Consider the following 17184-nt stretch of genomic DNA (forward strand, 5'->3'; position numbering starts at 1 on the left):
GCAGCCGGTTAGGCTCGCGACCGGGGGGATCATGAACAACAGCACACGCCAGGGCGCGCGTCGGATGCCGCGCGCCCTGTTCGTCGCCGGCACGGCCGTCGCCGCCGTGACCGTCCTGTACCTGCTCCTGCTGGGGCATCTGGCCTTCGTCGACTGGTCCCGCGGCCGCGGTCTGCTGCTCCTCGTCACCCCGGCCCTGGGGGTCCTCGGGTACGTGCTGCTGGCGCGCGGGCGCGGCGGCTCCCGGGGCGCGGCGGTCCGCTGGCTGGCGGCGGCCGTCGCGTTGGCCGCGCTGTGGCCGGCCTGGCAGGGGTACGTGTGGATGCGCGGACCGCAGGCGTACGCGTGGACCTGGTGGCAGTCGGAGAACCCGGAGTCGGCGCGCCCCGTCGGCGCCTGGGAGCTCCCCTCGGCGGGGTTCGTACGGGCCCGCACGGACCGACTGGTCCTCTTCAACGGCGAGGGCCGCCGGGCCGGCGGGCGCGCGGCCCCGCAGGGCACGGTCTTCTGTGCCCTGAGCCGGACCACCGCGCACGACGTCGGACTCGTCGCGGCCGCGCGGACCCCGGGCGGCTGCGGCACCCGGGTCTCGGCCGTGGACCTGCGGCAGCAGGAAGAGCTGTGGTCCAAGGACCTTCCGGCGGCCCCGCCCGCCGGCGGGGACGCACCGCCCGTGGCGGTCGTGGACACCACGGCCGTCGTCGTGGCGGACGGCGCCCTCCTCGGCCTGGACCTGCGCGGCGGCGGGGAACGCTGGCGGACACCGGTACCGGCGGGCTGCCGGGCCCGCGCGCTCGACGGCGCCGCCGACCGGGTCCTGTACGTCGAGGACTGCCCGGCCGCCGGCACGGCACGGCTGACGTCCCTGGACGCCCGGACCGGCACCCCGGCCTGGCAGACCCCGCTGCGGGCCGGCCCGGCGGCGGAGCTGCGGCTGCTGTCGGCGCGCCCGATCGCGCTGCGCGCGGGGGACGCGGTACGGCTGTTCGACGACGCCGGGCGCGAGCGCGGTGCCGTGCCCGTGGTGGGCCCCGGGGAGGACCTCCTCGCGGAACCGGGCCCGCTGGTCAGCGGCGGACTGCTGGTGCTCCCGGTGAAGGGCCGGGTCCCGGGGGTTTCGGCGTACTCCCTGCTGGACGGCAGCCGCGTGTGGCACGCCGGGCTCGACGGGGCGACGGTCCTCGGCCTTGCGCAGGGCCGCGCCCCGGGCGGGGTCGACGTGGTGACGTCGACCGCCGCGCGGACCCACCTGTGGCACCTGGACGGCGCCACGGGCCGGACCGGGGCCCGGCCCACGATCCTGCGGGACGTCCCGCTGGGCCGCCGGTTCGAGATCTACCCGACGGGCGTCGAGGGCTACACCTTCGTGAACCTGGACCCGGGGGGCGAACTGCCGTCGTACGTGGCCCTGAAGCGGGTCACAGGCTGGTGACGAACGCCTTCCAGGCGGGGCCGTTGAAGGCGAGGTGAGGGCCGTCCGGCACCTTCGAGTCCCGGACGGGCACGAGGTCGTGCTGCCCGTCGGCGACCTCGACGCAGTTGCCGCCGTCCCCGGCGCTGTGGGTGGACTTCCGCCAGGTGGCCATCTCCAGGCAGTCGCCACCGCTTCCGCCGCTGTAGCTCGACTTGTGCCAGGTGGCCGCCGAAAGGTCGTACTCAGGCGTACTGATCATGTTCGTAATCCTCCGCCACCGACTCGATCAGGGCCAGTGACTTGCGTGGTGACAGCGCGCTGGCCGTGAGTAGATCGTAGGTCAGGGCATGGTGTGTGACCGTGGCTGGATCATCGAACAACTGGCCCATGCCGATGCCTTGAACGTAGGCGAGAGCGGGCGCTTCCTCGAAGGACATCAGCTTCAGAGAGCCCTCCATGGCGGCGTGCGGGCCAGCGCTGAACGGGAGCACCTGCACGATGATCCTGTGCGACCGGATCAGGCCCGCAACGTGCCGCAAGGCCTCGCCAAGCACCGCCTTGTTCTCTCCGACTCGTCGGAGAACCGTCTCGTCGAGGACGCACCACAACAGCGGGGTGGTTGGATCACGCAGCAGCGCGGCACGCGCAAGGCGGTTTTCGACGAGCTCGTCGATGACGGACTTCGCCCGACTCGGCCTGACTCATCCCGGCCCGCTCGCGCGCCACGCGCAGTTCGGCGCCGAGCAGGGATCGAGGTTCTTGCCTGCCATGGCAACTCCCGGGCCAACAGGTGGGGTTGTTCTCGGTGCTTCCTTGAAAGGCTAGCCAGCCCGTCGCCACGCTGTGTGCAGAACGAGACCACTCAGCGTAGAAAGGCGCAGTACATGGTGCTCACGCCCACGGAACGGATCCAGGCGGCCGAGGAGGCCGTGCGGGAACTGAAGGAGGCCCTCGACGGGGTCGGTGTCGTCTTTCCCTCCCTGGGCGTGGAACGTGTCTCGGCGGCCGGTACGTACGGGCTCCCGCTGGTCGACCTGGGCCGCTGCAACTTGGACACCGCGCTCCGGCTGGCCGCCGTGCTCCACGAGCGGGCCCATCCGTGAGCGAGCGCGATCGGGAGTGGTGCGAAGCCGCCCTGGAGGGCTTCTTCGAGGTGGCGGTGAGCTGGGAGTTCGAGTTGGCCTGGAAGCTGTGCTGGCTGGAGAAGGACTTCACCGACGCCGGCTGGAAGGGCGGGCCGCCGGAGCCTGCGCCGCGGGACGGGCGCGGGCTGCTCGGAGCGGCCGACCGGGGGCCGCACGCCGACCGGTCGGCTGACGACCCGGCCCGCCCGGCGGTGGGACGGCCTACAGATTGATCAGACTCGTATGCCTGGAGGGTCCCATGTCGCGCGCCATGGTGGACCTGGATGACGCACTCCTTGCTGAAGCGGCGGAGATCCTGGGCACGACGACGAAGCGAGCGACGATCAACGGGGGCGTTGGCCGAGTTCGTGGCCGCCGCCCGGCGGCGGCGCTTCGTGGAGCTGATGGATGAAGGCGTCTTCGACGACCTGCGCGACCCGGACGTGATGCGGTGTGCGTGGCCGTGACCAAGTACCTGGTCGACGAGGATGCGTGGGCCCGGATGCATCCGCCGGCGGTCCGGGACCGGCTGATACCGCTTCTGGAGCGGGGCCTTCTCGTGACGCGCACCAGTGTGGCCCTCGGGACTCTGTACAGCCCGCGCAACGCGAAGGATCATGCACCCGGCCGATCCGTACGCCGAGGCTTCGACTGGCTTCCGCTCACCGACGAGATCGGCGAACGTGCCATCGAGGTGCAGGGTCTTCTCGCCCAGAGTGGTGATCGCCTGCGTGCGTCGCTCGCCGACCTGTTGATCGCTGCGACAGCAGAGCGCCATGGGGTGGTGGTCCTCCGCCACGACGCCGACTACGACGGCATCGCCAAGGTGACGGGCCGGCCCGTGGAGTGGGTGGTTGAACAGGGGCCCGTCCCGTCGCCCGTCGCCCGGGGCCGGGCGCGGCCCCGGGCGACGGGTGCTACGGGGCGGTGTCCGTGCTCAGGCGGGCGTGGAGGTGCTGGTCGTGCCAGCCGTCCGCGTGGAGGAGGGCGCCGCGCAGGGTGCCTTCCAGGGGGAAACCGGCCTTCGTCGCGACGGCGCAGGAGGCCGGGTTGGCCACGGAGTGGGTGATGCGCACGCGGTGCAGGCCGAGGTCCTCGAAGGCCCAGCGGGCCAGCCGGTCGGCGGCCCGCACCGTGGCGCCGGAGCCCCGCCCGGCGGGCAGCAGCCAGTAGAGGATCTCGCCGCTGCCGCCCGCCAGGTCGATGTCGGCCAGGCCGATCAGGCCGACGGCCCGGCCGCCTTCGGGGGCGATCGCCCAGGTCCCGGCCTTCTCCGCCTGCCAGCGCTCGTGCCACAGGGCGATCCGGGCCTCGGCCCCGGCCAGGTCCAGCCGGCTCGGGCGGTTCCAGTGCCGGATGTCCGGGTCGTCGTGGGCCGCGACGAGCGTGGGGGCGTCGTGCGGGGTCCAGGGGCGCAGCAGCATCCCGCCGGGCAGGGCGAGCTCCGGCTGGGCGAGGTCGCGCAGGCGCCCGGCGGGGACCACGGGAGGTATGGAGTCGATCATCGTCCGATCATCCCCGCTGCCTCCCGGAAACGCAGCCGTAGCAGAACGCGGCTTCGAAGAGGGGCGGGGCGGCCGGGGGCGTGCTCCGCCGGCCAGTGGCCGGTGTGGTGACCGCGACGCGGCAGGTCTCGGCGGTCGCCGCACTACTGGGGCTTGGCCAGGGCGGGGGCCGTCGCCGGGGCGGCGGGGTCGGCGGGGGTGGCCGGGCCGGTCGGGGCCGGGGAGGCCGGGGTCGGGTCGGTGTTCAGGTCGGCCAGCATCCGGCCGGTGAAGCCGAAGAAGTAGGTGGCGGCGAAGCCCACGATGTAGCCGGTCAGCAGGCCGCCCGCGTAGATCGCGACCGTGACGACCGGGTTCGCGGAACCGTCCAGCAGCGGGAAGAGCGCCCAGCCGGAGGGGCCGATGGCGGTGGACCCGAAGGCGATGCCCAGCTGGCTGAAGAGGCCGACGAAGGCGCCGCCGGCCGCGCCGCCGACGCAGGCGGTGACGAAAGGTCGCCCGAGCGGCAGGGAGACACCGTAGATCAGCGGTTCGCCGACGCCCAGGAAGCCCGCGGGGAGGGCCGACCTGATGGTGGCGCGCAGCGAGCCGTTGCGGGGGAGCCGGCAGTGGACCGCGAGGGCCGCGCCGACCTGGCCCGCACCCGCCATGGCGAGGATCGGCAGCAGGACGGTGTGGCCGGACTGCTCGATGAGCGTGGTGTGGATCGGGATCAGGGCCTGGTGCAGGCCGAGCATCACGAGCGGGAGGAACAGCCCGCCCAGCACCAGCCCCGCGAACGCGCCGCCGGCCGAGAGCAGCCGGTCGGCGAAGGTGCCGATGGCGGCGGACGCCTCACCGGCGAGGAACATCAGGCCGAAGAGGGTGGCCAGGCCGGCGACGAGGACGGTGAGGGAGGGGGTGACCAGGACGTCCAGGGTCTCGGGAACCAGCCGCCGACAGCGCTTCTCGACGTACACGGCGAGCAGGGCGGCGGCGAGCGCGCCCAGGACGCCGCCCTGGCCGGGCCTGAGCTCCGTGCCGAAGGCGGTGATCTTCGCGACGCCGGGGAAGACGATGACGGCGGCGACCGCGCCGCCCAGGATCGGGGTGCCGCCGAACTCCTTGGCGGTGTTGTATCCGACGAACACCGCGATCAGCGACATGAAGCCGGACGCCAGGGCGGTGAGCGCGGGGACCACGCCGGGCAGCCAACCCAGGTTCATGAGGAGGCCGTTGAGTCCGGCGATGATTCCGCAGCCGATGAGGGCCGGGATCAGCGGCACGAAGATGTTCGCGATCCGGCGGAGCATCAGCTTGACGGGGGTGGCGTTGCGCGCCTTCCTGGCCTCCTTCAGGGCCGCTCCCCGGGCGGCCAGCTCGCCCGCGGTGACCGGGTGGGGATCGGCCGGGGCCGGGGGCGCCGCCGAGGAGCCCTGCTCGACCAGGGCCTCGAACTCCGGGGTGACGCGGGCGACGGCTCCCGGGCCGAGCACGATCTGGTAGGTGTCGTCCTCGACCACCCCGAGGACCGCCGGGAGGGCCCGGAGGGCCTCGTCCCGGACGAGGGAGCGGTCGCGCAACGCGATGCGCAGGCGGGTCATGCAGTGCGCGATCGAGGTGACGTTGTCCGGGCCGCCGACGAGGGGCAGGATCGCGGCTGCCGTGGCGCGGTTCTTGTCGGCGGGCTCGGCGGGCTCGGTGGGCTCAGTGGGCATGTGGTGGTCGCCTTGCCGTAGGGGGTGGGGTCAGCGGGTCCGGGTACGGGCGAGCGCCGCGCGGAGGTGGCCGCGGGAGGCGGCGAGGAGTTCGGCGGCGGCGGGGCCGTCGACCTCGCCGAGGACGACGAGGACGGCGTTCTTGACCTCGCCGCCGGTGGCGGCGAGCGCGGCCGCGATCGTCTCGTCGGACGCGCCGGTGGCCAGGGCCACGATGCGGTGGGCGCGGGCGCGCAGCTTCTCGTTGGAGGAGCGCATGTCGACCATGAGGTTCCCGTAGGTCTTGCCCAGCCGGATCATGGTGATGGTCGAGATGAGGTTGAGGACGAGTTTCTGCGCGGTGCCCGCCTTGAGCCGGGTGGAGCCGGTGAGCAGCTCGGGGCCGACGACCACTTCGATGCCGTGGTCGGCTGCGGCGGCGAGCGCGGAGCCGGCGTTGCAGGAGAGGCCGACGGTGAGCGCGCCGCGGGCGCGGGCGGCCTCGACGGCGCCGATCGCGTACGGGGTGCGGCCGGAGGCGGAGATGCCGATGACGGTGTCGTCGGGGCCGATGCGCAATCCGGCCAGGTCGTCGGCGGCCAGCTGCGGGGAGTCCTCGGCGCCCTCGACCGCCTTGACCATGGCGGAGGGGCCGCCCGCGATCAGGCCGACGACGTCGGCCGGGTCGGTGTTGAAGGTGGGTGGGCACTCGCTGGCGTCCAGGACGCCCATCCGGCCGGCCGTGCCGGCGCCGGCGTAGACGAGACGGCCGCCGCGGGCCATCCGCTCGGCGATCGCGTCGATGGCCGCGGCGATCCGCGGCAGCTGTGCGGCGACGGCGGCCGGGACGGTCGCGTCCTCGGCGTTCATGGTGCGGGCGATGTCGAGGGTGGACAGCCGGTCGATCTCGGCGAGTTCGGGACGGAAGGCCTCGGTGGTCAGTGTCTCCAGCTGGGCACGGACCTCGGAGTGTGCGGTCATGGCGGTGGCCTCCGGGCGGTTCGGCGGTTCGGTGGGGACGGCCCGTGCGGGGGCGCCGGGCGCGCGGGCGGCGGTTTCGGGCGCGGGCACCGGGGTGGGACACGGCGGCGGCGCGGACGCGGGCCCCGCGCGGGAGCCGGCTGCCCGCCGGGTGCGCGCCCGCACGGCCGGGGCTTCGCGGCCCGGGGCCTGGGGCCCGGCGGAGGTCCCTCTCGGCTCCCTCGTCACGCTCGAAAGCTATTTTCCGGCGGGGTGGCGGTCAATCCGCCATTGGGCCCACGGCAGGAGGCCCTTCTTCGCCGGCACCCGGCAGGTCCACAATGGCTGCATGGACCATACGACCCCCCTGGAACAGGCGCTGCACGTCGCCCGCGCACTCGTGCTCGCCGATCTCGCCGCAGGTGAGGTCGCCGATGCCGATGTCGTCTCCCTCGTCGAGGACTCGGTCACGCACCGCCGTTGGTGGGTGGAGCAGTGGCCGGAGGGGGCCGACTACCTTCCGGGGCTCGTCGCCCAGGACGTACAGGACTCGCTGCTGGAGAAGTACGGGCGCTGGCCGCTGTGCCCGGTCTGCACCCACGGCGATCCGCACGCCCTGGACGTGGAGCCGGAGCTGGGACCCGACCCGCACTGGGTGTGTTCGGAGGCGGGTGTGAGGGTGGCCGCGGTCGGCGGCCTCGGTCCCGTCCTCGGCCTCAGGTGAGCCGCCGGTGACCGTCTACATCGACCCGCCGACCTGGCCGGGCCACGGCCGCATGTGGTCCCACCTGGTCAGCGACGTCTCCTACGAGGAGTTGCACGCCTTCGCGGCGGGTATCGGCTGCCCGCCGCGGGCCTTCGAGCGGGACCACTACGACGTGCCCTCGCACCGCTACGCCGACGCGGTCGGGGCGGGAGCCGTCGAGATCGGCAGCAAGGAACTCGTCCGCCGCCTCACCGCGGCCGGTCTGCGCCGTCCGAAGGGCCGCCCGGCTGCCCGGCCCGCGCAGGCCGACCGGGCCGACCGGGCCGACCGGGCCGACCGGGCCGACCGGGCCGACCGGGCCGACCGGGCCGACCGGGCCGACCGGGCCGACCGGGCCGACCGGGCCGACCGGGCTGACCGGGGGAGCGCGCCGGCCGACGGCGGGCGTGTGGCGCCGGGCCGGGGCGGGAGTGCCGGTGACGGCGCGGCGCCCGGTGGCGGTCGCCGGTGAGCCGAGCCCGTCGCCGTCGATCCGCAGGCCGGCCCCACCTCGGGAGATGTCGCCCCCGCGCACCGCGCCGGTGATCGCGTCGTCGAGCCGCCCGACGGCCACCGCGTCGGGGCGGCCCGGGGAGGATCGCCCCACGCACGTCCGCGAGCGCCCGGCCGGGTTCCGAGCCGAGCTTCCCGTCCCGGAATCCGGGGTCCGGGGCGGGCGGTGACCGGAACCGGAGCCCGTGCGCCGGGACGCCGGTGGCGGGGACGGTCCCGGAATCCAAGGAACACGGGGAAAGGACCCCACCAAGCCCCACCAGGCCCCACCGGACCCCGCTGTGCCCCACCGATCCCCGGTCCTCCCGCCCGTGGCGCACTCTCACTCGCTTGAGTGAAAAAGGCCAACTCAGCTGGCTTTGGGGCGGGTTGCCTGATCTACGCTCAGCGCGACAGAGCACATCACCGCTGACATGCGTCGGCCCCCGCCGGGAGTGCGAATCCCAGTGCGGGGGCCTGACCACCGAGGAAGACAGCCTTCCCGATGGATACCCAGAACATTAGCGCGCGCCCGCACGCGCAGTCCCGCAACGGCCGGGAAAACCACCCTTCCCGGGGCACCCGCGCGAACACCCGATCCGGCGGCGTCATCCACGACAACTCCCGCCACACCAGCCGCTTCACAGTGATCGGCAACCACCTCGCGCAGCATGCCGAGCTGTCGCTGCTGGCCATCGGCCTGGCCGTGCACATCCAGTCCCTGCCCGGCGGTGCGCCCATCGACATCAGGACCCTCGCGGCCCGGTTCCCCGAGGGCAAGACCCGGATCGCCGCGGCCCTGCGCGAACTGGAGGCCCACGGCTATCTGCGCCGCACCTGCGAACGCACCGGCAACGGCCGCGTCGTCACCCGCACGGTCTCCTGCAACCAGCCGGGCCGGTCCGCCGCCGCTGCCGCGGACGGGCCGGAGCCGCAGCCGAAGCCGCGGGCCCGGCGCCCCGCCCGCCAGGAGGGCGAGCCGCCGCGCCGCGCCCTCCCCGCCGTGCCGCAGCCCGCGTACCGGGCTCCCGATCTCCTCCGGTCCGCCGTCGAGGTCCTGGCCGGACTGCGCCGCGGTGATCCCCGGCTGCTGCTCTCCACCACGGACGTCGAGCACCTCGCCCCCGGAGTGGCGGCCTGGCTGGAGCGCGACCTGCCGCCCAGCGCCGTGCACCACGCCCTGACGGCCGACCTGCCGTCAGAGCCCCTGTACCGCCCGGCCGCCCTCCTGGCCCACCGGCTCGCCGCCCAGCTCCCGCCCGTGCCGCCGTTCCGCGCCCCGGTCGCGCCCCTGGTCGTCAGACACCCCCTGCAGAACTGCGACGCCTGCGACCACGCCTTCCGCGCGGCCGAACCCGGCCGCTGCCGTGACTGCCGGACCGCACCGCCCGGGGCTCACCCCTCCGGGTGAACCGCCGCCGAATCGTCCCGTTCCGCACGCACCGCGCCCTAGGTTCGGCCCCGGAGCCCAGTTCTGGCATATGCCAGATGCAGTTTCCTTCTCGTCCGGCCCACTCCCCACAGGAACCCCGATGGTCAGCTCGCCCCACGAGGCGATGCACCGCATCTTCCAGGAACACCCGGAGCTCTTCTCCCGGGTCTCGGAGGTGCTCGGCATCGACTTCTCCCCACCCACGTCGTTCACCGTCCTGCCCAACGACCTCACCGAGACCCAGCCCCTCGAACGCCGTGTCGATACCCTGCTGCGGTTCGACACGGAGCACGACGGGCCCTTCCTCCTCGCCGTCGAGGCCCAGGGCAAGAAGGACCTTGACAAGCCCGCGAGTTGGGCGTACTACGCCTCGTATCTGCTCACGAAGTACCGGCTGCAGCCGATGCTGCTGGTCGTCTGCCAGGACCGCTCGACCGCCGAATGGGCCGCGCGGCCGGTTCGCTTCGGGCCGCCCCAGTGGCCCCTGCTCACCCTGCGCCCGCTGGTGGCGGGGCCGCACAACATGCCGCTGATCACCAGCCCCGCCGAAGTCCGCAAGGACCTGGCGCTGGCCACCCTGTCCGCGATCACCCACGCCACGCATCCCGACATCGGGGCCATACTCAAAGCGGTGACCAACGTCCTGCGGGACACCCCCGCAGCCCTCGCCAACCCGATCATCGAATTCATCGCGCAAGGCATGGGTAAGCACCCAGCCGCAGCACTCTGGAGGAAACTGGTGGCCGTGGACCTCTCTTTCTACACGTCGCCCCTTTCCGAGGAACTCCGCGCCGAGGGTGAGGCACGGCGTGCGGCCGAGGACGTGCTGGCCGTTCTCGGGGAACGGGGCCTGCAGGTTTCGGGGGCGGCCCGCGAGCGCATCGTCGGCTGCGGTGACGTCGCGACCCTGGGGCGCTGGCTGCGGCGTGCGGTGACCGCGCCCTCGGCCGATGCGATCTTCGGCGACGGGTAGCGGCCTCGTCAGGTGTGGGCGGGGGCCCCGACGGGGGCGGCGGCGCTCCCGGCGACCACGCGGGTCGCTTGCGGCGGCGTACGGCGGTCCAGGCGCAGGGCGAGGACGGTGAGGGCGATGGCGGTCACGGTCATGGCGGCGCCCGCCCAGGCGGTCGCGGAGAAGCCCAGGCCGGCGTCGATGACGGTGCCGCCGAGCCACGGGCCGCCGGTGTTGCCCAGGTTGAAGGCGGCCGTGGTGGTCGCCCCGGCCAGGGTCGGGGCGGCGCCGGCCACGTTGAACATGCGGGCGTTGAGCGCCGGGGCGGTGAAGAAGGCCGACACGCCGAGCAGGAAGGACAGCGCGATCGCGGCCACCGCGGCCGACGCCAGCAGGGCGAGCAGCGTCAGGAAGGCGGTGGACGCGGTGATGCCCCAGATCATCACGCCGAACAAGTGCGCATCGGCGACCCGGCCGCCGATGGTGGTGCCGACCAGCGCACCGGTCCCGAACAGGGCGAGGATCCATGGGACCCACTTCGAGTCCAGCCCGGCCACGTCCGTGAGCAGCGGCGACAGATAGCTGAAGGCGCAGAAGACGCCGCCCGCGGCCAGTGCGGTGACGCCGACGGCGAGCCACACCTGGCGGTCGCCGTAGATGCGCAGCTCGCGGCGGAGCCTGGGCTTCTCGGTGGGCGGCGGGATGCGGGGGACCAGCGCCAGGATGCCGGCGAGGGCGACGGCTGAGGCCGCGCCGACCGACCAGAACGCGGAGCGCCAGCCGAGGTGCTCGCCGAGGAAGGCGCCGGCCGGGACGCCGAGGACGTTGGCGATGGACAGGCCGCCGATCATCACGGCCATCGCGCGGGCCCGCTGGTCCCTGTCGACCATGGCGATGGCGACAGCCGCGCCGACGGCCCAGAAGCCGGCGCAGGCGAGGGCCGCGACCACGCGGGAGGCGAAGAGGAGCTGGTAGGACGGGGCCAGCGCGCCTGCGACCTGCCCGAGGCCGAAGAGGCTGATGAGGGCGATGAGGGTGGTGCGGCGGGGCAGGCGCAGGGTGGCCACGGCCAGCAGGGGCGCGCCGACGACCATGCCGATGGCGAAGGCGGATATGAGCAGACCCGCCTGCGGGATGCTCACGCCCATGTCGTCGGCAATCGGCGGCAGCAGACCGGAGAGCATGAATTCGCTGGTGCCGAGCGCGAAGACGGACAGTCCCAGGACGTAGACGGCGACGGGCATGCGGGGGCGGGCGGCATCTGCGGGCATGACTGTCACCAACCCGTGCGAACGGGATCAAATTCCCCCCGGTGTGTCAGTCGTGTGAACCCCCGGCGGTCAGGGCGGCCAGCTCGGCGGCCAGGTTCGCGCGGGCCGGCGCCTCCCAGTGCGCCGCGCCGTGGGGCGTGCGGAAGAGCCGGGGCAGGTCCAGGAGCTGGCGCAGGACGTCGGCCCGGCCGGTGCGGAAGGCGTCGTCGGGGACGAAGCCGTACTCGTGGCGGACGGCGTCGGCGTAGGCGGCGTACGCCTGCGGGCTGCCGGCCAGGACGGCCAGGTCGGCGTCGCAGAGCACCTCGCCGTCGGTGTCGCCGGGGGCGGGATCGTGGGTGACGGTGAGCCGGACCAGGCGGGCCACCTCGGCGGTGCGCGCGGCGTCGATGCCGAGCTCGGGGAGGGCGCGCTCGGCGAGGGCGGCGCTGCGCTCTTCGTTCTCGGAGCGGTCCGGGCGGTAGACGGCGTCGTGGAACCAGGCGGCGAGCCGGACGGCCGCGAGGTCGGCGGCGTGCGGCGCCAGTATGTCGATGTGCGCGAGTACGGCGGCCAGGTGTGCAGTGGTGTGATAGCGGCGCTGCGGCTCCGCCCACGCGCTGAGCAGGCGGTCGGCGTAGGGGGTCGGATCGAGGTCGGCAGGGGCGCCGGCCTGGGCGACGGTGGCCCGCCAGCGGGCGCGGAGGGCCGTGGTGTCGGTGCTCGGAATGCCTGTGTCCATGCGCACATTGTGGGGGTGGCGTGATTGCGCTGGTGGAGCGCGGCCGGAGACCCGTACCCTGGATATTGGACTAGACCTATTTGAGCGTTCTTCCGAAGGATGGGATCGAATGAGCAACCGTGCGCTCCTGGAGGTGATCGCCCTCGACGTGGAGGACGCGGTCGCGGCCCAGGCAGGTGGGGCGGACCGCCTTGAGCTGGTCACCGACATGGCCGCCGACGGCCTCACCCCGGCGCGCGAGGCGTTCGCGGCGATCCGGGCAGCGGTGGACATCCCACTGCGCGTGATGATCCGGAAGGCCGACGGCTTCGCCGCGGGGGACGTCTCCGTCCTGGCGGCGACGGCGCGGCAGCTGCGGGCCGAGGGGGCGCGGGAGTTCGTGCTCGGCTTCCTGGACGCGGACGGTAGCCCCGACCTGGCCGCCGTCGAGGCGGTCGTCGCGGAGCTGGGCGGCTGCGCGTGGACCTTCCACCGGGCGATCGACCGCGCGGCGGACCGGGACCAGCTGCGCAAGGCGCTGGCCGACCTGCCGGGCCTGGACACCTACCTGACCGCGGGGGCCGCGGCCGGGGTCGGCGAGGGGCTGCCGGTGCTGCTCGCGGAGGCGGCGCGGGGCGGCGAGCCGGGGTACGGGCCGCGGATCCTGGTCGGCGGCGGGCTCACGCTCGCGCACCTGCCGGTGCTGCGGGCGGGCGGGATCGACGCCTTCCACATCGGCGGTGCCGCACGTCCCGACGGCTGGGGCGGCCCCGTCTCGGCGGCGGCGGTCGCCGAGTGGCGGGCCGTACTGGACGAATCCGGGCCCGCCGGCGCCTGAAACGCGGGGCGCAGGTGCGGGGCGCAGGTCCGCGGCCCGGGCCGCGGCGAGGAGGCCTCGCCGTCCTTTGCAGCGCGCGGTCCGAGGCGGCGCCCCGTCCCCGTGCGCCCCGTCCTGCGCCCCGTCCCGTGCGCCCCGGGGCCGGCGGTCAGGCAAGGGCCGCCGGGAGGGGTGAGGCGTGGAGGGCCGTCAAGCCCGAGACGGCCCGGGTGAGGCAGACGTACAGGCGGCGCAGGCCGGTCCGCTCGTCCGGTTCGCCGTCGACGATCGCCGCGGGCTCGTCGAGGACCACGTAGTCGTACTCCAGGCCCTTCGCCAGTGACGCCGGGACCAGTGTCAGGCGGGACTGAGCGGTCGTCTCCTCGCCGGGGGACAGGTACGGCAGGTCTGCCGCGAGCAGGGCATCGGCCAGGGCGGGGATCCGGGCGTCCGCCGCGATCAGGCCGATGGAGCCCTCGTGGGTCAGGGACTCGCGACAGGCTTCCACCACCGCCGCCGTCAGGTCGTCCGCCGCGGTCACCCGGAGCGAGCCGGGGGTCTCGCGGACCGAGGAGACCGGGGCCAGGCCCGGGGAGATCGACGGCAGGAGGCGGGAGGCGTAAGCGATCACCTCGCGCGGCACGCGGAAGCCGGCGGTCAGTTCCTCCAGCACCGCCTGCGGCTTGCCCAGGTGGGTCAGGGCCTCGTCCCAGCTGCGGGTGGCCCACGGCGTGGTGCCCTGCGCGAGGTCGCCCAGGACCGTCGCCGAGCCGGTCGTGCAGCGCCGGCCCACCGCCCGGTACTGCATGGGGGAGAGGTCCTGCGCCTCGTCGAGGACGACGTGGCCCAGCGAATGGGTGCGTTCCACCAGGTCGGCCGCCTCGTCGATGAGGACCAGGTCGGCCGCCGACCACTTCGCCGACTTCACGCTCCGGAACGGCTTCGGCCACAGCAGGAGCTTCTGTTCGTCCGCGGTCAGGACGTCCTGCGCGTGCTCGGCGAGGAAGTCCGGTTCGCAGAGCAGCCGCAGGACCAGCTTCGCCGGTTCGACGGCCGGCCAGACCTCCTTGACGGCGGCCTTCACGGCCGCGCTGCGGGCGACCGCGTCCTGGACGCGGTCGTCCGGAGCCTCGCCCGCCTGCTCCATGCGCACCAGGACGGCGTGCGCGATGCGCTGCGGGAGGGCCTCGCGGGCGGCGCCGTAGCGGATGTCGCGGTTCTGCAGTTCCTCGACCATCTCCTCCAGCTCGTACGCCGGCACCCGCCAGCGGCGTGAGCCGCGGACCACCACGAGGGGCTCGGTCGGGCGGCCGACGTGCGAGCGCACCGCGCGGCGCAGCACCTCCGCCATGCGGGCGTCGCCCTTGACGACGGCGGTCTCGGCGGGATCGGTGCCGCGGACCTCCAGCCCCTCGCGGGCGACCAGGTCGTCGACGGTGGCCTGCTTGACCTCCAACTCGCCCAGGGCCGGGAGGACCTGCTCGATGTAGTGCAGGAAGGAACGGTTCGGCCCGATGACGAGGGTGCCGGTGCGGGCGAGGCGCTCGCGGTGCGCGTACAGCAGGTACGCCACCCGGTGCAGGCCGACGGCCGTCTTCCCGGTGCCGGGGCCTCCCTGCACGCAGACGGAGCCGGACAGGCCGGAGCGGACGATCTCGTCCTGTTCGGGCTGGATCGTGGCGACGATGTCCCGCATCGGGCCGACGCGCGGGCGCTCGATCTCCTGCTGGAGCAGCTTGCTGACGGCTGCCGCCTCGGCCGGGTCGGACAGGTGTTCGTCCTCGTACGCGGTCAGCTCGCCGCCGGTGTAGCCGAAGCGGCGACGCAGGCCGATGTCCTGCGGGTCCTTCTTGGAGGCCCGGTAGAACGGCTGGGAGACGGGCGCGCGCCAGTCGATGACCATCGGGTCGCCGTCGGCGTCGTGGACGTGGCGGCGGCCGATGTAGAACTGCTCGCCCTCCGCGCCCTCGGCGAGGTCGGCGCCGGGGGCGTGGAGGTAGTCGAGGCGGCCGAAGAAGAGCGGGGTGTGGGCGAGGTCGGCGAGGGCCTTGATGCGGTCGTCGATCTGGGCCTGGAGCACGATCGCGTTGACCCAGTTCGCGGTGACGTCGCGGATGTCGAGGGCCTCGACGTCCGCGCGCATGGCGCGCAGGGCGGAACGCGAGGCGGTGAGGTGGGCCCGTTCGCGGCCGAGCGGGTCGGCGGGCGGGGCCGCGTCGTCGGGGTTGGTCTCGGGGGCGTGCGCGGACACGGGAGTGCCTCCAGCTGCTGGTACGGAACAGATGCCCCCGGTTTCCGGCCGGCAGGCGGCTCTCCCCGATGAGGCGGTGGGAGGCGGCAAGAGCGGAGATTCTAGCCAGCGCGGCGCGCCCGCGCGAACGCATTGACCGGGCCGGAAGCCCGCCGCGGCCGGAACCTCCGAACGGGTGTCGTACCCGGGAGTGTCAGACTTCCGGGAGACCCGCCCGGGCCTGGTGTACGCCGGGAGGAGGAGGCCGGGAGCCCTGGAATGGGGCCCCGGGGCCGATGTGGATCCGGTGGCGGCGGAGCACCATGGATTCATGAGCACCGCAACCTTCACCCCGATGCGGGGCAGCCGCCCGAGCGGCGCCACCGCCCTCTCCGACTCCACGCCCCGCCACCGTCTCGGCAGCATGCTGCATGCCGTGAAGGTGTTCGCGACGGCCGCTGTGAGCGTCGTCGTGCTGGGCGAGTACGCCGAGGACGCGGGCGTCATACGCCGCTGAGGCGGTCCTGCGTAACCCCGGCCCCTGCCTCCGCCCTCCGCCCCCCAGGCCCCCGTGTCAGGCGTCGATCGCCTGGTAGACCGTGGTCCAGAAGTCGTGGATGAGCTGCGCCGGTGCGGCGGTGGTCAGCCCGACCTGGGTGAGCAGGATGCCCGTGAGCCCGTTCTCCGGGTCGGCGTACACCGAGGTCCCGGTCCCGCCGTCCCAGCCGAACTGGCCGACGGGCGCGTAGTCGCCACGGTAGGTGCGCACCGCCATTCCGAAGCCCCAGCCGCCCTGCTGCCCCTGGCCGAAGGACACGTGGACGGCGCCCCGGGCCAGGGCCGACCGGGCGGCCTCCTGCTCGGGGGTGAGCCGGTTGGTGGTCATCAGCTCGACGGCGGGCCGGGACAGGATCCGCTCGGCCGCGTGCGTGCCGTGGTGCAGCAGCATCCGGAAGTAGGCGTGGTAGTCGTCCACGGTGGAGACCAGCCCGCCACCGCCCGCCTGGAAGGCGGGAGGCGCGCTGTACTGACCGCCCTCCGCCTCGTCCCAGACGGTGAACTCCCCGGTCCGAGGGTCGGGGGCGTAGCTGGGCGGCAGCCGGTCGATCGTGTCGGCGGGCACGTGGAATCCGGTGTCCTTCATCCCGAGCGGGTCGAGGACGCGCTCGCGCAGGAACGCCTCGAACGGCTTGCCCGTGACGCGTGAGACGAGTACGCCGAGGACGTCGTGGCTGAGGTGGTACTGCCAGTGCTCGCCCGGCTGGCGCATCAGCGGCAGTGCGCCGAGGCGGCGCATCCACTCGTCCTGTTCGGGCAGCGGTACCGCGCCCTGGCTGAAGACGCCTCCTTCGAAGATCGCGTTCATGATCGGGGAGCCCAGTGCCGTCAGGTCGATGCCGAGGCCGAAGGTGGAGGTCAGCAGGTCCCGCACGGTGATCGGGCGCCGGGCGGGCTCGGTGTCGTCGACGGGGCCGTCGATGCGCCGCAGCACCCGGCGGCCGGCGAGTTCGGGCAGCCAGTGGTCCACCGGGTCGTCGAGCCGCAGCGCGCAGTCGTCGAGGAGCGCCATCGAGGCCGCCATGGTGACCGGCTTCGAGGTCGACGCCATACGGAAGATCGTGTCCCGGCTCATCGGCGCGCCGCCCTCGTGGCGCATCGTCCCGATCGCCTCGACGTGCGTCTCCTCACCGCGTCCGATCAGGGCGACCACTCCGGGGATCCTGCCGGAGTCGACGTGTCGTGCCAGCACGTCGCGCACCTTGCGCAGCCCCGCTCCGTGGAAGCCGTCCCTGCTCCTGCCCATGATGAATCTCCCCGTCGCCTCGCGTTCGGAACATGCTGAACGCTTTTGAAGCTACATTGCGT

General features: G+C 73.8%; 16 protein-coding genes and 4 pseudogenes. 11 read left to right on the forward strand and 9 right to left on the reverse strand.

From position 1 onward, the window contains the following. Positions 1 to 31: 31 nt before the first annotated feature. Positions 32 to 1432, forward strand: coding sequence for an outer membrane protein assembly factor BamB family protein (locus AW27_RS18605; RefSeq protein ID WP_078556749.1), 1401 nt, complete (start codon positions 32 to 34; stop codon positions 1430 to 1432). Here the strand turns inward: AW27_RS18605 and AW27_RS18610 are convergent. Next, on the reverse strand, positions 1419 to 1673 hold the full coding sequence (locus AW27_RS18610; RefSeq protein WP_037924751.1) for a DUF397 domain-containing protein: 255 nt from the start codon (positions 1671 to 1673) through the stop codon (positions 1419 to 1421). The genes AW27_RS18605 and AW27_RS18610 overlap by 14 nt on opposite strands. Beyond that, a pseudogene (locus AW27_RS18615) lies at positions 1657 to 2094 on the reverse strand (DUF5753 domain-containing protein); the annotation flags it as partial. The gene AW27_RS18610 and the pseudogene AW27_RS18615, both read right to left, overlap by 17 nt. Positions 2095 to 2298: 204 nt before the next feature. Here AW27_RS18615 and AW27_RS18620 point away from each other — a divergent pair. The 4 genes and pseudogenes from AW27_RS18620 to AW27_RS34430 form a co-directional block, all read left to right on the forward strand. Continuing rightward, entirely contained in the window at positions 2299 to 2517 is a 219-nt protein-coding gene (locus tag AW27_RS18620; RefSeq protein WP_030854634.1) for a hypothetical protein, read from the forward strand. Beyond that, positions 2514 to 2771, forward strand: a complete 258-nt coding sequence (locus tag AW27_RS18625) for a hypothetical protein (RefSeq protein ID WP_037924755.1) — start codon at positions 2514 to 2516, stop codon at positions 2769 to 2771. The genes AW27_RS18620 and AW27_RS18625 overlap by 4 nt, the downstream gene beginning before the upstream one ends. A gap of 38 nt (positions 2772 to 2809) precedes the next feature. After that, positions 2810 to 2854: pseudogene (locus tag AW27_RS18630) on the forward strand (hypothetical protein); the annotation flags it as partial. Between the two features lie 186 nt (positions 2855 to 3040). Beyond that, positions 3041 to 3352 (forward strand): annotated as a pseudogene (locus AW27_RS34430) (PIN domain-containing protein); the annotation flags it as partial. A 103-nt stretch (positions 3353 to 3455) separates the two neighbouring features. Here AW27_RS34430 and AW27_RS18635 read toward each other — a convergent pair. The 3 genes from AW27_RS18635 to murQ form a co-directional block, all read right to left on the reverse strand. Beyond that, positions 3456 to 4043, reverse strand: coding sequence for a GNAT family N-acetyltransferase (locus AW27_RS18635; protein ID WP_037924757.1), 588 nt, complete (start codon positions 4041 to 4043; stop codon positions 3456 to 3458). Between the two features lie 143 nt (positions 4044 to 4186). After that, positions 4187 to 5740 (reverse strand): PTS transporter subunit EIIC, encoded by a 1554-nt coding sequence (locus AW27_RS18640; protein ID WP_037924760.1) that lies wholly within the window; start codon positions 5738 to 5740, stop codon positions 4187 to 4189. Between the two features lie 30 nt (positions 5741 to 5770). Then, positions 5771 to 6700, reverse strand: coding sequence for an N-acetylmuramic acid 6-phosphate etherase (murQ, locus tag AW27_RS18645; RefSeq protein ID WP_037925389.1), 930 nt, complete (start codon positions 6698 to 6700; stop codon positions 5771 to 5773). A gap of 328 nt (positions 6701 to 7028) precedes the next feature. Between murQ and AW27_RS18650 the strand changes: the two genes are divergently transcribed. From AW27_RS18650 to AW27_RS18665, 4 genes and pseudogenes are all read left to right on the forward strand, one after another. Beyond that, positions 7029 to 7403, forward strand: coding sequence for a hypothetical protein (locus AW27_RS18650; RefSeq protein WP_031158194.1), 375 nt, complete (start codon positions 7029 to 7031; stop codon positions 7401 to 7403). 7 nt (positions 7404 to 7410) lie between these two features. Continuing rightward, positions 7411 to 7674 (forward strand): annotated as a pseudogene (locus AW27_RS18655) (DUF4031 domain-containing protein); the annotation flags it as partial. A 747-nt stretch (positions 7675 to 8421) separates the two neighbouring features. Then, on the forward strand, positions 8422 to 9327 hold the full coding sequence (locus tag AW27_RS18660; RefSeq protein ID WP_037924762.1) for a helix-turn-helix domain-containing protein: 906 nt from the start codon (positions 8422 to 8424) through the stop codon (positions 9325 to 9327). Between the two features lie 121 nt (positions 9328 to 9448). Further along, positions 9449 to 10321, forward strand: coding sequence for a hypothetical protein (locus tag AW27_RS18665; RefSeq protein ID WP_172671364.1), 873 nt, complete (start codon positions 9449 to 9451; stop codon positions 10319 to 10321). An 8-nt stretch (positions 10322 to 10329) separates the two neighbouring features. Here the strand turns inward: AW27_RS18665 and AW27_RS18670 are convergent, their stop codons facing one another. After that, complete coding sequence (locus tag AW27_RS18670) at positions 10330 to 11544, reverse strand: Cmx/CmrA family chloramphenicol efflux MFS transporter (RefSeq protein ID WP_037924763.1); 1215 nt, start codon at positions 11542 to 11544, stop codon at positions 10330 to 10332. Positions 11545 to 11617: 73 nt separating this feature from the next. After that, complete coding sequence (locus tag AW27_RS18675) at positions 11618 to 12292, reverse strand: HD domain-containing protein (RefSeq protein WP_037924765.1); 675 nt, start codon at positions 12290 to 12292, stop codon at positions 11618 to 11620. Between the two features lie 109 nt (positions 12293 to 12401). On the opposite strand from AW27_RS18675, the gene AW27_RS18680 reads away from it, so the two are divergent. Further along, positions 12402 to 13109, forward strand: coding sequence for a copper homeostasis protein CutC (locus AW27_RS18680; protein WP_037924766.1), 708 nt, complete (start codon positions 12402 to 12404; stop codon positions 13107 to 13109). Between the two features lie 148 nt (positions 13110 to 13257). Here AW27_RS18680 and AW27_RS18685 read toward each other — a convergent pair whose 3' ends face one another. After that, positions 13258 to 15231 (reverse strand): HelD family protein, encoded by a 1974-nt coding sequence (locus tag AW27_RS18685; RefSeq protein WP_370466690.1) that lies wholly within the window; start codon positions 15229 to 15231, stop codon positions 13258 to 13260. Between the two features lie 418 nt (positions 15232 to 15649). Between AW27_RS18685 and AW27_RS18690 the strand changes: the two genes are divergently transcribed. Beyond that, positions 15650 to 15835: a hypothetical protein gene (locus AW27_RS18690; RefSeq protein WP_037925395.1), complete on the forward strand. Its 186-nt coding sequence runs from the start codon at positions 15650 to 15652 to the stop codon at positions 15833 to 15835. A gap of 57 nt (positions 15836 to 15892) precedes the next feature. On the opposite strand, the gene AW27_RS18695 is transcribed toward AW27_RS18690, so the two are convergent. Continuing rightward, complete coding sequence (locus AW27_RS18695) at positions 15893 to 17122, reverse strand: serine hydrolase domain-containing protein (RefSeq protein WP_037924770.1); 1230 nt, start codon at positions 17120 to 17122, stop codon at positions 15893 to 15895. Positions 17123 to 17184: the final 62 nt, after the last annotated feature.

The sequence above is a fragment of the Streptomyces sp. PCS3-D2 genome (assembly GCF_000612545.2).
Taxonomy (GTDB): Bacteria; Actinomycetota; Actinomycetes; order Streptomycetales; family Streptomycetaceae; genus Streptomyces.